At 69.2% G+C, this 12,086-nt stretch carries 15 protein-coding genes; 11 read left to right on the top strand and 4 right to left on the bottom strand.

The window, feature by feature from the left end:
• Window positions 1–1,332 (bottom strand): SH3 domain-containing protein (locus tag ACETWP_RS14260; RefSeq protein ID WP_373972924.1); only part of this gene is annotated, 1,332 nt, incomplete at its 3' end.
• Window positions 1,333–1,700: 368 nt separating this feature from the next.
• On the opposite strand from ACETWP_RS14260, the gene ACETWP_RS14255 reads away from it, so the two are divergent.
• The 8 genes from ACETWP_RS14255 to ACETWP_RS14220 all read left to right on the top strand — a co-directional run bounded on the left by ACETWP_RS14255 (window position 1,701) and on the right by ACETWP_RS14220 (window position 7,706).
• On the top strand, window positions 1,701–2,117 hold the full coding sequence (locus ACETWP_RS14255) for a hypothetical protein (RefSeq protein WP_373972923.1): 417 nt from the start codon (window positions 1,701–1,703) through the stop codon (window positions 2,115–2,117).
• Window positions 2,114–3,022 (top strand): hypothetical protein, encoded by a 909-nt coding sequence (locus ACETWP_RS14250; protein WP_373972922.1) that lies wholly within the window; start codon window positions 2,114–2,116, stop codon window positions 3,020–3,022. The genes ACETWP_RS14255 and ACETWP_RS14250 overlap by 4 nt, the downstream gene beginning before the upstream one ends.
• 103 nt (window positions 3,023–3,125) lie before the next feature.
• Entirely contained in the window at window positions 3,126–3,575 is a 450-nt protein-coding gene (locus ACETWP_RS14245) for a hypothetical protein (protein WP_373972921.1), read from the top strand.
• A 127-nt stretch (window positions 3,576–3,702) separates the two neighbouring features.
• A complete protein-coding gene (locus ACETWP_RS14240; RefSeq protein ID WP_373972920.1) occupies window positions 3,703–4,776 on the top strand; it encodes an alkene reductase in 1,074 nt (357 codons plus the stop codon).
• A gap of 131 nt (window positions 4,777–4,907) precedes the next feature.
• A complete protein-coding gene (locus ACETWP_RS14235; protein ID WP_373972919.1) occupies window positions 4,908–6,095 on the top strand; it encodes a glycoside hydrolase family 26 protein in 1,188 nt (395 codons plus the stop codon).
• A 215-nt stretch (window positions 6,096–6,310) separates the two neighbouring features.
• The gene (locus tag ACETWP_RS14230; protein ID WP_373972918.1) at window positions 6,311–6,877 is read left to right on the top strand and encodes a hypothetical protein; all 567 of its coding nucleotides are present in this window, start codon (window positions 6,311–6,313) and stop codon (window positions 6,875–6,877) included.
• 214 nt (window positions 6,878–7,091) lie between these two features.
• Window positions 7,092–7,430: a hypothetical protein gene (locus ACETWP_RS14225; RefSeq protein WP_373972917.1), complete on the top strand. Its 339-nt coding sequence runs from the start codon at window positions 7,092–7,094 to the stop codon at window positions 7,428–7,430.
• Window positions 7,431–7,454: 24 nt separating this feature from the next.
• Window positions 7,455–7,706 carry a hypothetical protein gene (locus tag ACETWP_RS14220; RefSeq protein WP_373972916.1) on the top strand — a complete coding sequence of 84 codons (252 nt, stop codon included), beginning with the start codon at window positions 7,455–7,457 and terminating at the stop codon, window positions 7,704–7,706.
• 75 nt (window positions 7,707–7,781) lie between these two features.
• Here the strand turns inward: ACETWP_RS14220 and ACETWP_RS14215 are convergent, their stop codons facing one another.
• Window positions 7,782–9,443 (bottom strand): catalase, encoded by a 1,662-nt coding sequence (locus ACETWP_RS14215; RefSeq protein WP_373972915.1) that lies wholly within the window; start codon window positions 9,441–9,443, stop codon window positions 7,782–7,784.
• Between the two features lie 360 nt (window positions 9,444–9,803).
• On the opposite strand from ACETWP_RS14215, the gene ACETWP_RS14210 reads away from it, so the two are divergent.
• A complete protein-coding gene (locus tag ACETWP_RS14210) occupies window positions 9,804–10,052 on the top strand; it encodes a hypothetical protein (protein ID WP_373972914.1) in 249 nt (82 codons plus the stop codon).
• 95 nt (window positions 10,053–10,147) lie between these two features.
• On the top strand, window positions 10,148–10,312 hold the full coding sequence (locus tag ACETWP_RS14205; RefSeq protein ID WP_373972913.1) for a hypothetical protein: 165 nt from the start codon (window positions 10,148–10,150) through the stop codon (window positions 10,310–10,312).
• A 305-nt stretch (window positions 10,313–10,617) separates the two neighbouring features.
• Here ACETWP_RS14205 and ACETWP_RS14200 read toward each other — a convergent pair whose 3' ends face one another.
• Together ACETWP_RS14200 and ACETWP_RS14195 are read right to left on the bottom strand one after the other, a co-directional pair.
• Complete coding sequence (locus ACETWP_RS14200) at window positions 10,618–10,806, bottom strand: hypothetical protein (protein ID WP_373972912.1); 189 nt, start codon at window positions 10,804–10,806, stop codon at window positions 10,618–10,620.
• 306 nt (window positions 10,807–11,112) lie between these two features.
• Window positions 11,113–11,388, bottom strand: a complete 276-nt coding sequence (locus ACETWP_RS14195) for a hypothetical protein (protein ID WP_373972911.1) — start codon at window positions 11,386–11,388, stop codon at window positions 11,113–11,115.
• 95 nt (window positions 11,389–11,483) lie between these two features.
• Between ACETWP_RS14195 and ACETWP_RS14190 the strand changes: the two genes are divergently transcribed.
• Window positions 11,484–12,059, top strand: a complete 576-nt coding sequence (locus ACETWP_RS14190) for a hypothetical protein (RefSeq protein WP_373972910.1) — start codon at window positions 11,484–11,486, stop codon at window positions 12,057–12,059.
• Window positions 12,060–12,086 lie beyond the last annotated feature (27 nt).

The following is a 12,086-nucleotide window of genomic DNA, read 5'->3' as shown; positions in this document are numbered from 1 at the left end:
CGCCGAGGAGCGCATGCTCTGGTTGCCCACGACCTGCATCGTCTTGTCCCTGACGTCGACGACCTTCGGCTTCGGCGGGGCGACCGGGGTCTTCAGGGCGTAGGAGGCCATCCAACCAACCCGGCCCGCGTAGGCAACCTTGGACCAGGAACGGAACGTGTGGGTCACGGTGACCTTGGCCCCCTGCTTCACCGACGCGACGACCTTGCCCGTGGAAGTGGCCGACACACGCATATTGTGGTTCGCCACGACCTGCATCGTCTTGTCCTTGACATCGACGACCTTCGGCTTCGTGACGACGGGGGGCTTCGGCGCGGCCGGGGCGGAGATCTTCAGGTAGGAGGCGGAGACGAAGCCGGTCTTCGATCCGTGGACCACACGCAGCCAGGATCCGGCCTTGCCGGTGACCTTCACTTTGGTGTCCTTGCTGATCGTGCCCAGGGACCGGTAGGCCGTGGAGGGCCCCTCGCGGAGGTTCACGTTCGCGGTGGCCGTGTAGTAGATGGTCGAGAGCGGTTGCACATCGATCTTCTCCGGCACCGGGTGCACCACGAACGGCGCGACAGCACCGTGGATCGCCCATCCCGTGGTGCCGCCCGTGGTGACGCGGATGTAGCCGTTCAGCTGGGCGCCGGGCACCGAGGTCATCTTCGCGCCCTTTTTGACCAGCTTCAGGTTCTTCGCGCTGGCCGAGGCGGTCGCGCGAAGGTTCAGGTCCGTCGCAGCCCAGTAGGTGCAGGACGTCGGGAGGGTGAAGTTGTAGACGACGGAGGCGTTCTTCTTCACGTCCACTCCGCGGTCCAACAGCCACTTCATCGGGTCGAGCGAGCTGCCGCGCATCCAGCCGGCCGCGCCCCACACCTCGAAGTGCAGGTGCGCCGCCGTCGACGGTCCGGAGTTGCCGACCTCGCCGATCTTCTGCCCGGCCCTGACGCTCTGTCCCACGCGGGCGAACTCGTTGCCGTCCCACATGTGGATGTAGGCCGTGTAGTAGGTCTTCCCGCCCAGGAAGTGGCGGACCACGACGTAACCGGACACGCCGCCGCGCGTGCCCTTGCGGGTCTGCGTGACGACGCCATCCGCCACGGCGTAGATGTTGTTGCCGTCGCTTGCGGCGAGGTCCTGCCCCTGGTGGGCGGTCGTTCCGTTCATCACGGGGATGCAGCGAGGTCCGTGGGTGGATGAATAGCGGTAGGTCTTCGGGTCCAGCGGGAGCGCCACCCGATCCGAGGCGGCGAAGGCCGGCTCGGCGACCGGTCCGGCCGCCATTCCGCCCGCCAGGAGGGCCGCAATGGACAGGGTGGACCACAGGGAGTGGCTGGTTCGCTTCATGTTTCACGCGCCGTTCAAGGTGTCGATGGGGTGGGTCGATCCGGCCGCCGGCGCGGAAACCACTGCTCTCCCCCGCCGCGGACGTCCGCCACCGTCGATGGACGCACCCTGTATTGAACATGTTCAATCGAGGGTTACGAATCATCCGAAGGCGAAACCGACCGGTACTAGAGAAACCAGAGTGATAATTGTTTCTCTTGGGAACGAGATTACACATGTTCAATCTGATACGGTAGCCCTATTCCAGTCGCCCCAGGCGGCTGGGACCGAGGACCCCCACGCACACGCTAGGACTCCAGAGGATGCAGAACCTCACCGCTGCACTCGGCGCACGCGCCGCGGCACGAAGCCTGCACTTGAGGGGGCCCGTGACACTCGAATCCGTCCAGACGAGACTCGAGGCGATCCGCGGCCGGCCCATCGTCGTCCGCGAGATGCCCCGGGCGGCGGCCACCGGCATCTGCGGGCTCTGGATCGCCGTCGAGGACCGCGACCTGGTCTTCCACGCCCCCGCCCGCTCGGCGCTGCACCGCCAGCAGATCATCCTGCACGAGTTCGCACACATCATCCTCCGCGAGCGCGGCGACGTCCCGACGGACCCCGTCCCGTCGGCGCTGTTCGAGGACCTGGATCCCGGCACGGTCGTGAGCAATCTGGCGGCCCGGAGCACGTACGACAACGTGGAGGAGCTCGCCGCCGAGATGCTCGCCGACCGCCTGGCCCGCGCCATCCGGACCACCCGCCCCTTCTCCGACGGGTCCGTCTGCTCGGAAGTGCTCGGTTGACCTCTGCTGCGTTGACCGTCCTGCTCGCCTTTCTGGTCGCGCTGCGCGCCATCCACCATTCGGCGCGCGACATGCTGGCACTGACCGGCGTCCTGCTGACCGCGGGATTCGCGATCCGCGCGACCCTAGTCGCGCGGGACGACACGGAGATGGGCCTCCTGTCCTTCTCGTCCTCAGTCCTCGTCACCACGGGGATCTGGATGCTGCTCAATGTTGTCCAACGGGCCACGGGCCACGCCGGCCGCCTGCGCGTTCCCCTCGCCGCCGTGCTGGCCGCCAACCTCGCGGCCTTCTCCTGCGCCGTGATGTTCTCCCCCACCGGGTCCGCGTTCATGCCGTTCAGCATCGCCGCCGGAACCACCACCTACGGGCTCTACCACCACGCGATCGTTGTGGCGTCCATGACCTACGTCGGGACCCTCGCCGCGCGCGGCGCCGGCCGGACCACCGGCGTCTATCGGGGCGCACTGGCGCTCACCGCCGTCGGTTCGCTGGTGTCCGTGGCGGGCGCCGTGGTGGCCCTCGGCACCGCCGTCGCCGAGTCCCGGTTCGCCGTCGAGCTCAACGGGCCGCTCCCCCCGGTGGTCCGCACGGTCTTCGCGGGCCTGGGACTCGCCTACCTCGGCGCCTCCCTGCCGGTGCTGCGCCAGGTGTGTCTGCGCGCCGGCAGCCTCTGTCCGCTGCTCCGGGTCCACCGGATCTGGCGCCGGACCCGCGCGGTGGCCGGCACCGCGTCCGTCCTCCCCCGCGTGAGCCTCCTCCCCGCGGCGATGCTGCACCGGATGCTCGTGGAACTGTGGGACTTCCGCGCCGGCTGGCGCGGGAACCATCCGCTGCTGACGGAGGCCGAAGAGTCGTACCTCCTGCGGGTGGAAAGCAAGTTCGCGCACGGCCGAACGCACTAGCGGGGGGCCGGCACCGCGTTCCTGCTACGCTTCCCTAAAGGCTCATTGACCATGTTCAAACGCGCGGGCGCCCCGCCTCCCGGGGCGCGGAAGGGAGGTGCCCATGAGCGACCGGCCCATCGGGCGAGGCGTCAGGCCCATCACCATCGGGAGGGCGACGCTCGCCAAGCGCCTCAACATCCTCCTGGACGTGAGCACGGCCGAAACCGGGCACGAGCAGCAGTACAAGGATGTCGCTGCCGCCATGGACCACTTGGGCACCCCGCTCTCGCGCGGCCGTTGGTACTACTTCCGCCAAGGCACGGGGCCGGACCCCCAGGACCGCCCGCTGCTGAGCAATCTGGCGCACTTCTTCAAGGTGTCCCCCGACTACCTCCTCTACGAGGATGGCGAGGTCCCGGAGCGCGTCGCGGCCCAGCTGGAGCTGCTGCAGACGCTGCGCGCCAACGAGGTCAAGGAGTTCGCCGCCCGACGCCTGGAGAACCTCGACGCCGACAGCCTCCGCTCGATCATCAGCATGCTGGACGAGGAACTGCGCACCCGCGACGCGTAGCCCGGGACCGCGGAGATCGGGCCCGGGTGCGGCCCCGGGAATAACAGGGCGGGCGGCGGCCCGGGAATAGCGGGGCGGGGTCCGGCGGTTGTGCCGGACTGTACCCGCAGCAACCCCAGGAGACCCCGTGCAGCTGTTCACCCCCCTGACCCTCGGCGCCATCGACCTACCCAACCGTTTGGTCATGGCACCGCTCACCCGTTCGCGCTCCGGGGTGGACGGAGTCCCCACCGAGCTCGTCGCCGAGTACTACCGGCAGCGCGCGTCGATGGGCCTGATCGTCAGCGAGGGCACCTACCCCAGCTTCGCCGGGCAGGGCTTCGTGCGCCAGCCCGGTCTGGTGACCGAGGAGCAGGTGGCCGGCTGGCGCCGCGTGACCGACGCCGTGCACGACGCCGGCGGCCGGATCATCGCGCAGGTCATGCACGCGGGCCGGGTCACCCACCCCGAGACCACCGGGGGCCGGGAGGTCGTCGCACCCAGCGCGCTGGCGATCGACGGCCAGAGCCACACCTACACCGGGAAGCACCCCTACCCGGTGCCGCGCGCGCTGGAGGCGGACGAGCTGTCCGGCGTCATCGAGGAGTTCGTGCAGGCCTCCCGCAACGCGATCGCGGCGGGATTCGACGGCGTCGAACTCCACGGGGCCAACGGCTACCTGCTGCACGAGTTCCTGAGCGCGGCCTCCAACCGGCGCACCGACTCCTACGGGGGCAGCCCGGAGAACCGGGCGCGGTTCGTCGTGGAGCTCGCCACCGCCGTCGCCGAAGCGATCGGAGCGGGGCGGACGAGCCTGCGCATCTCGCCCGAGCACAACATCCAGGGCGCCCTCGAGACCGACGCCGACGACGTCCGCGCCACCTACACCGCCCTCGTCGACGGACTGGCGCCGCTGGGCCTTTCCAGCCTGAGCATCCTGCACCGCGATCCCGCCGGCACACTGGTGCAGCACCTGCGCGGCCGCTTCGGCGGACCGGTGCTGCTGAACTCGGGCTTCGGCACGGTCACCACCCGCGAGGAGGCCGAGGCGCTCGCGGGCGACGGGACCGCGGACGGCGTCGTCGTCGGCCGGCCGGCCATCGCGAACCCGGACCTGGCGCTGCGCTGGCGCGACGGGTTGCCGCTCAACGAGCCCGACGCCGGCACCTTCTACAGCGACGGGGCCGCCGGGTACACCGACTACCCCTTCTGGCAGAACTAGCGGCCCGGGCGGCGGCGCGGCGACGGCTCCACCCGCGGCCGGTCGCGCCGCCCTCCACCACGCACGCGGCGGTTGCGGGCCGCGGCCCGTGTCCCCCACGCCATGCGGGGCGACGTGGGTAGATTGGTGTGGTGACTCGACGCAACGCCCTCATCGCCAGCGCCGTCGCGGGCGCCGCCCTCCTGTCCTCGTGCGGATCCGAGCCGACGGGCGGCACCGAGCTGCGGCCCACCCCCGCCGCGTGCGTGGTGGCGGACGGGGCGGCCCTCGCCCCGGAGTCCGGGATCCTCGCCGGCGTGAACCTCGACTGGGGGCGCCAGACGCTGGCGGAATACGCCGCCGCCCTGGGCGGCCGCCCCGCCGTGACCGTGAGCTTCTCGCACTTCCCGCTCGCGGCCACGGACACAGCGAACCTCGAAGCGGCCCACGCACAGGTCCGCGACAACGGCGGCATTCTGCTGCTGACCCTCGAGCCGGCCGGCGGGCTGGACGACGTCACCCGGGACGCCACGGACGGTCTGGCCGCGATGCTGGACCGCTTCAACCGGGCCGGGGTGCCCGTGATCGTCCGCTTCGCCCACGAGATGAACGGTTCCTGGTACGCCTGGGGCCAGCAGCCGGCAGCGTACCGGGCGGCGTTCCGGCGGGTGGCGGATTCGGTCCACCGCCTGGCGCCGGGCAGCGCCACGATGTGGGCGCCGAACTACGGCGGTGGCTACCCGTTTGCCGGGGGCCGGCACCAGGCGCTCCCGGGCACCGCGGACTTCGCCGCCCTGGACACCGACAACGACGGCGCGCTGACCGGCGCGGACGACCCCTACGCGCCGTACTACCCGGGCGACGACGCCGTCGACTGGGTCGGCATGTCCCTCTACCATTGGGGCAACACGTACCCGTGGGGCGAGAACGTCGTCCCGGAACCCGGCAAGTTCCTCCAGCAGCTCACCGGGCGCTACGACGGCGCCGGCGGCAACGACCTGGCCGTCCCGGACTTCTACGACGAGTACGGTCGGGCCAGGGACAAGCCCGTCGCCATCCCCGAGACCGCCGCCCTCGTCGCCGCGGGCGAAGGGGGCGCGGGCGAGCTGGCCATCAAGCGCGCCTGGTGGCGACAGCTCTTCGACGCCGGGCTGCCGCGGGACTACCCGCAGCTGAAGATGGTCAACTGGTTCGAGTGGGACAAGCACGAGGTCGAGGTCGGGGCCCCCGTGGACTGGCGGGCCGCCGGAAATCCGCGCACCGCCGAGGCCTTCACCGCGGACCTGCCCGAGTGGTACCTCTTCGCCGGCGAGCGCGAGCCCTGCGCGGCCGACGGCTGAGGGCAGCGCGGCGATCCGCCCCCGACGACGGCGAGACGTCCGTGGAGCACAGCCACCTCAGGATCGGCCAGCCCCCTGCGATCGGTTCGGATCTGCCACCATCACCGAGGTTCGCCGTGCCGTCGCACGGGGCGCCGGTTTAGTGCGCAGGCCACCCCACCCTGCCCGGCCCGTGGGCCCTAGCCAATACCGTCGCGCGCTCCTAGGCTCCGACCATGGGGGACACAGGGAAAGCCGGCGAGCCAAAGGACTGGTGGGAGAAGCTCAACGACTCGGCCATCTGGTGGTTTGTGCCCGCCATGCTGATGATCTCCACCGTGCTGCGCGCGGGGTTCCGGCTTGGGTCGACCTCCGCGTATGCCGTCATGGCTGCCGTTGCCGTCCCCGCCATGCTGGTGATGGCGCTGATGGCGCGGGAAAGCCGCAACGAGCGTATGGGTCGCCGCGCTGCCGTCCGTGGCGTGTTCGAGTGTTGGATCCGCTACCCCAACGCGCTGCCGGACTCGCTCCGGCGGCGCTGGGACTTCGGCACGGCGCGGCTGGCAGACGGCACGCTCCTGTTCGAGCGCCAGTTGGGCCCGGACGAGCCACCGTCCGGCAGGCCCTGCGTCTTCGACCAGCCGGTTCATTTGGCCCACAGGGCTGTCCCGGCGCGCGAACGCCGGGGCATGCCGAAGGCGTGGCAGATCGTCGCACTGCGGACAGACCGCGGCGACATCGAGGTCGCCACCTCGACCGAAGGACTGGAAGTGCTGGGCAGGCTGGAGACACCGCAACGGTAGCCGGAGCCCGTACCGCCGGCACCATGAACCCGGGGCTGGAAAGTCCGGCGATCGTTGTCCTCCACACGGGTCGACGTCGTTCACACCCACGGATACGCGCCATCGACGGGTAGCCGCCGTAGGAGATATCCCTTGTCAGGTTGAAGTTTCTGCGATACGTTCCGCATATTGGTGCCCGCGCCAACGGTGACGCGTAGCCACTCGGGGGGAAGTGATGAGCGGGGAAACCATGCTGTTTCTGGGTTGTCGGAACCCCGCTCGGTCGCGGGGCAAGCACTCCGCGATCCGGCGCGTCCGTCCCGTGGCGGCCGCGCTGTTCCTGGCGGGGTTGCTGGCGGCCTGCTCGGGGGACGTCACCGACCAGTCGGGGCCGCTGACCGTCGGAACCTCCGCCGAAGTTCCCGAGAACACCTACTGCGCCCCGCTCGACCCACAGGCAGGAACCATTGGTCTCGGAGACGTGGTGAGCAACCCGGGCCAGGATCCGGCGGAGCTCCTGTCCATCGAACTGGTGCAGCCGCGCAACCTCGAACTGGTGGACACGGGCGCCTAGACGCTGGGCGGAAGCCTGGGCCTGATGTACTACTGGTCCGAAGCCCAGGCAGCGGGCGACGTGGACACCGCGCACCTCACCGGAGCGCTTTCGCCGGCGTCCGGCTACGTCGTCGAGCCCGGGGCGACCGTGGGCGTCGCCGCCATGGTCGACATCGAGGACCCCTCACGAGCCGCGGGCGCGTACCAGTTGATGGTGCGCTACGCGCTAAACGGCAAGCAGTACGCGGAGACCACCAACCTCTCCTACGAAATGGAGCCCCACGGCTGCGACTAGGTGCGACCAGTCGACATTGTCGGTGGCGAACTCGAGTTCCCGGACACGCCGGCGATCCTGAGCCGCGACCGTGGCCTACCGCTCCACGGTCACGTGCTCGTTCGGGACGCAGTGGGTCATGGTCAGTCCCTCCACGTCGCGCGGGCCGTTGTGGCCCAGGTTCCCCATCCTCGCCAGTTCGGTTTCGGTCAACGCCTGCGATGCCAGCGGGCCGAGGTCCTTGACCTCCGCCAGCCCGATGCCGAGTCCCTCGCCGACGCGGGCGCCGAGCTCGTCGTCGCACATGTAGAAATGCCAGAGCATGCGCTCCTGCACCTTGCGGTCCGCCTGTGAGATGAGTGTGCAGAAGTTGAGCACGAGGTCGTCCTTTTCCCACGGTTCCAGAAGCCGGTAGCGCTGTCCCGCCTGAAGATAGTCGTTGGTCCGCGGTATGCGGGCGCGGGTCAGCCGTCCGGTGAGCTCCGGGCCCTCGATGTCCTCGGTCTGGTACCGACCCTCGCGGAGGCCCCCGGTGATCGAGGGCTCGTAGTTCACGTGCGGGTTCTGCTCCAGACCCAGGTCCCGCCCGTAGGACATCTGCCCGCCGGACTGGTTTGTGGCGACGGGGACGCGTTGCGGCGAGTTGATCGGCAGCTGCAGGTAATTCGGGCCCACCCGGTAGCGCTGCGTGTCGCTGTAGCTGAAGGTCCTGCCCACCAGCATCTTGTCGTCGGAGAAATCAAGCCCGTCCACCAGCACTCCGGTCCCGAAGGCGATCTGCTCGTTCTCGTTGTGGTGGTCGGACACATTCCGGTCCAGCGTCATGGTGCCGACGAGCTTGGGCTCGAAGTCCTGCTCCGGCCAGGTCTTGGTGTCGTCCAGCGGATCCCAGTCCAGTTCCGGATGTTCGTCGTCGCTCATCATCTGCACATAGAGGTCCCACCGAGGGTAGTCGCCGCGTTCGATCGCCTCGTAGAGGTCCTTCGAGGCGTGGCCGGTGTCCGTGGCTTGGATGTTCGCCGCGTCCTGGGCGGTCAGCGATTTCACGCCCTGGCGGGGCATCCACGTGTACTTCACGAGCTGGGTCTCGCCGTCCATGTTGCACCACTTGTAGGTGTTCACCCCGAAGCCCTGCATGTGGCGGTAGTCCGCCGGGATGCCTCGGGGGCTGAAGAGGTTGACCAGCATGTGCATGGACTCGGGGGTCTGCGACATGAAGTCGAAGATGCGCCCGGGCTCCTGCCGGAAGGTGATCGGATCCGGCTTGAGCGAGTGGATCACGTCCGGGAACTTGAGCGCGTCCCGGATGAAAAAGACGGCCAAATTGTTGCCGACCAGATCCCAGTTGCCGTCCTCGGTGTAGAACTTGACCGCGAAACCACGAGGATCGCGCGCGGCCTCTGACGAGTCGTGTCCCCCGATCACCGTGGAGAACCGGATGGCCACTGGTGTTCGCTGTCCGGGTTCCTGGAACAGCCGGGCCCGCGTGTACCGGGAAACCGGCTCGTCGCCCCACTTCCCGGTCGCCTCGAAATGGCCGTAGGCCACGAAGCCGCGCGCATGCACGACCCGCTCGGGGATGCGTTCCCGGTCGAAGTGGCTGATCTTCTCGAGGAACTGATAGTTCTCGAGGGTGGCGGGCCCTCTCGGCCCCACCGTCCGCTGGTTCTGGTTGTCATACACCTGGTGGCCCTGCCGGTTGGTCAGGACGGAGCGGTCATCTCCCGCGGCAGGGGATTCGCTGGCTTCATCGGACATGGTCTTTTCTCTCCTGGGTATTGCGCAAGGCGGCCTGAACCAGGCCATTGGCCCCCTTGCCACTCTGTTCCTGCCCGCTGTGGCGGTCAAGAGGAATCACGGACATCCCGGCGGTGCTCCGCCGCATGTCTCTGCCCGCCTCCGGACGGCGCCCGGCGCTTCCCGGAACCACTGGCTGTGCCGGAGGGCCTTCGCCCAAGAGTCACACTCCGCCCTGTCCAATTCGTGGGGGCGCGGACCCGGCCCCTTCGTGGTGGATCCGGACCTCCTACCCGGGGACGTGTCCTCGGAGGAAGCGCGCGGGCAGTGGACCGCGATATCCTTGGGGCACCACACGTCACACCATCCCCGAGGGAACCCATGCCTACCATCACCCGCCCGTTCCAGCTGAGCATCGGATTGTGGATCCTCGCCGGGATCTTCACCCTGTTGGCCGTGACGGTCAGCGGTCCGCTCGGCGGCTTCTCCTGGGTGGACGTAGCCGCGCGGGTCCTCGCGCTGGCCGCGGCGGTCCAGTCCGGCGCCGCGATCCTGCAGGCGGCAGGCAAAGATGCCCCGATACCGGAGACCGCGCCGGCGGAGCCGCGGTCACCGTTGCCTACGACGTAGGCGCCCGCAGCGCGGGCGTCCGGGTCGGGGCGCGCCTGAACCGGACGGCGTCCCGGCGACTCGGCCAGGCACACCATTGCCGACCGAGGAGCGCCATGCCCGTCCGACCCGCCCGCACCCCGCTGCGCCTGCAGCTCGTGGCCCTCCGCGTCGAATGGACGCGTCGCGAGTCCTCGGTGAACACGCTCTCGCTGGCCCAGGTGACCGTCCCGGGACAGCGCATCAAGGGCTCACCTACGCGCGGCCCCAGGAAGCCGTAGAACTGCTGGACCGGTTGCGCAGCGGGCATCTGCCGGGCGCGCGCGCGGACCTGCTCGTGGGCGAAAGCAGGCTTCCCGGATCCCGCACCGCAACGCCGAGGTGTCTGTCGGGGACGAGACGGCAGTGCGGTCCGGCGTCGCCCTCGACTCCGGCCTCGAGGGGCAGCAACTTCCGGTTCATGGGCGCGAGCTGGCCGGACCTCCCGCCGGTGTATACGTTCGACCGCCCCCAGTACGAAGCGACCCTGGAACCGGTCCTCGAACGGTTCCTCCGCCTGACGTTGCCCACCCGGTAGCGGGAACGGCTAACCGCCGCTGCCTCTGCGTCGCATCTTCCGCACGACCCCCCAGCCAGCCACCGCGACGAGCGGCAGGACGACGACGAGGCGCGCCGGGGCGGGCTCGGTGAACCACAGGACGCTGGCCAGCAGGACCAGGAACACGATCTGGGGCGTCGACGGGCCCAGAGCCGCGCGTCTGTCTCCCCCGGTCATTTCCGGACCGGATCGGACGTTGGCGATTGTGCGCGGCGATCGTGTCGGGAGGCGCGGTGCCGGGGCCGGTCGCGGCGCACCCAACGCAGTCCGAAGCCAGCTGCGTATGCGGACGCGGTGGCAGCAATCAGCGGTGGCCAGAAGGCCAAGCCCAGGTAAAGGTATGGAACCAACGTCACCTGCAGGAAGGCCACCATGATGGCGTACTGCAAAAGCAACCTCGACGGGTTGGACCGGCTCCGGACGACTTCCAATGCGAGGCCTAGCAGTCCGCCCACGACGACGGCCACAAGAACGTGGAGGACGTCAGGACTCATGGGCGAGCTTCTTGGCGCGGCGCCGCTCCCGAAGATAAATGGCGGACACGAGAACGTTGATCGCGCCCAGCAGTCCGATGAGTCCCCACGCTTGGCCGGTGGAAGCATTAGCCACCGCGACCGCCAACTGGCTTGTCCCCACTATCCCGAACAGCGTCGCGAACCCGACGGCGGCGCGGGGATTCATCGTCGGAGCCGGTCTCTCGGGATCCGTCAGACCCATGCGATCGGTCTGGATCTGCCACCACAGCCGAAGATTCCCCATGATCGTCACCCTAGGCGACGTCGACTTGCGGAGAAAGACCACCCTCGAGCCCGTTGATGCTAGTCAGAAGATGCACGGTCTCCTAGGCTCCGACTATGGGGAGCACGCGGGAAGCCACGGAGTCGAAAAGCCGGTGGGAGAAGCTCAACGACACGTCGGTCTGGTGGTTGGCGCCCGTCATGGTCGGTCTCGCCATCGTGCTCAGCGAAAGCTTCGGGTTCGGGTTCACCGCGTCACTCGTCATCATGGCGATCACAGGCATTCCACTCATGCTTCTCATGGAGCTGACGGCGAGGCGACGCCGCAACGAACGGCTGGCCCGCCGGGCGGCCACCCGCGCGGAGTTCGAGTGCTGGATCCGCGACCCCAACGCCTTGCCGGACTCGATCCGACGGCGCTGGGACTTCGGCACCGCACGGCTGGCGGAAGGCGCCCTCCTGTTCGAGCGGCAACTCGGTCCGGACGAGCCACCGTCCGGCAAGCCCATCGTCTTCGGTCAGCCGGTCCATCTGGCCCGCAGGACCGTCCCGGCACGCGAACGGCGGGGTGTGCCGAAGTCGTGGCGGATCGTCGCGCTGCGGACCGACCGTGGCGACGTCGACGTCGCCGCCTCCTCTGCGGAAGGGCTGGACGTGTTGGGCACATTGGAGCCTGCGAGCGGTGGGCGCTGAGTGCAGCTCGGAGTGTTCATGATGGCC

The sequence above is a fragment of the Arthrobacter halodurans genome, from assembly GCF_041877255.1.
GTDB classification, from domain to species: domain Bacteria; phylum Actinomycetota; class Actinomycetes; order Actinomycetales; family Micrococcaceae; genus Arthrobacter_N; species Arthrobacter_N halodurans.
This window is presented reverse-complemented; position numbering and strand designations above follow the sequence as displayed.

Coding starts and splice junctions, on each gene's coding strand:
- ACETWP_RS14195 (WP_373972911.1), bottom strand. CDS start 11,388: ATGGGGAATCTTCGGCTGTGGTGGCAGATCCAGACCGATCGCATGGGT.
- ACETWP_RS14220 (WP_373972916.1), top strand. CDS start 7,455: ATGTACTACTGGTCCGAAGCCCAGGCAGCGGGCGACGTGGACACCGCG.
- ACETWP_RS14230 (WP_373972918.1), top strand. CDS start 6,311: ATGGGGGACACAGGGAAAGCCGGCGAGCCAAAGGACTGGTGGGAGAAG.
- ACETWP_RS14200 (WP_373972912.1), bottom strand. CDS start 10,806: ATGACCGGGGGAGACAGACGCGCGGCTCTGGGCCCGTCGACGCCCCAG.
- ACETWP_RS14215 (WP_373972915.1), bottom strand. CDS start 9,443: ATGTCCGATGAAGCCAGCGAATCCCCTGCCGCGGGAGATGACCGCTCC.
- ACETWP_RS14210 (WP_373972914.1), top strand. CDS start 9,804: ATGCCTACCATCACCCGCCCGTTCCAGCTGAGCATCGGATTGTGGATC.
- ACETWP_RS14190 (WP_373972910.1), top strand. CDS start 11,484: ATGGGGAGCACGCGGGAAGCCACGGAGTCGAAAAGCCGGTGGGAGAAG.
- ACETWP_RS14225 (WP_373972917.1), top strand. CDS start 7,092: ATGAGCGGGGAAACCATGCTGTTTCTGGGTTGTCGGAACCCCGCTCGG.
- ACETWP_RS14245 (WP_373972921.1), top strand. CDS start 3,126: ATGAGCGACCGGCCCATCGGGCGAGGCGTCAGGCCCATCACCATCGGG.
- ACETWP_RS14205 (WP_373972913.1), top strand. CDS start 10,148: ATGCCCGTCCGACCCGCCCGCACCCCGCTGCGCCTGCAGCTCGTGGCC.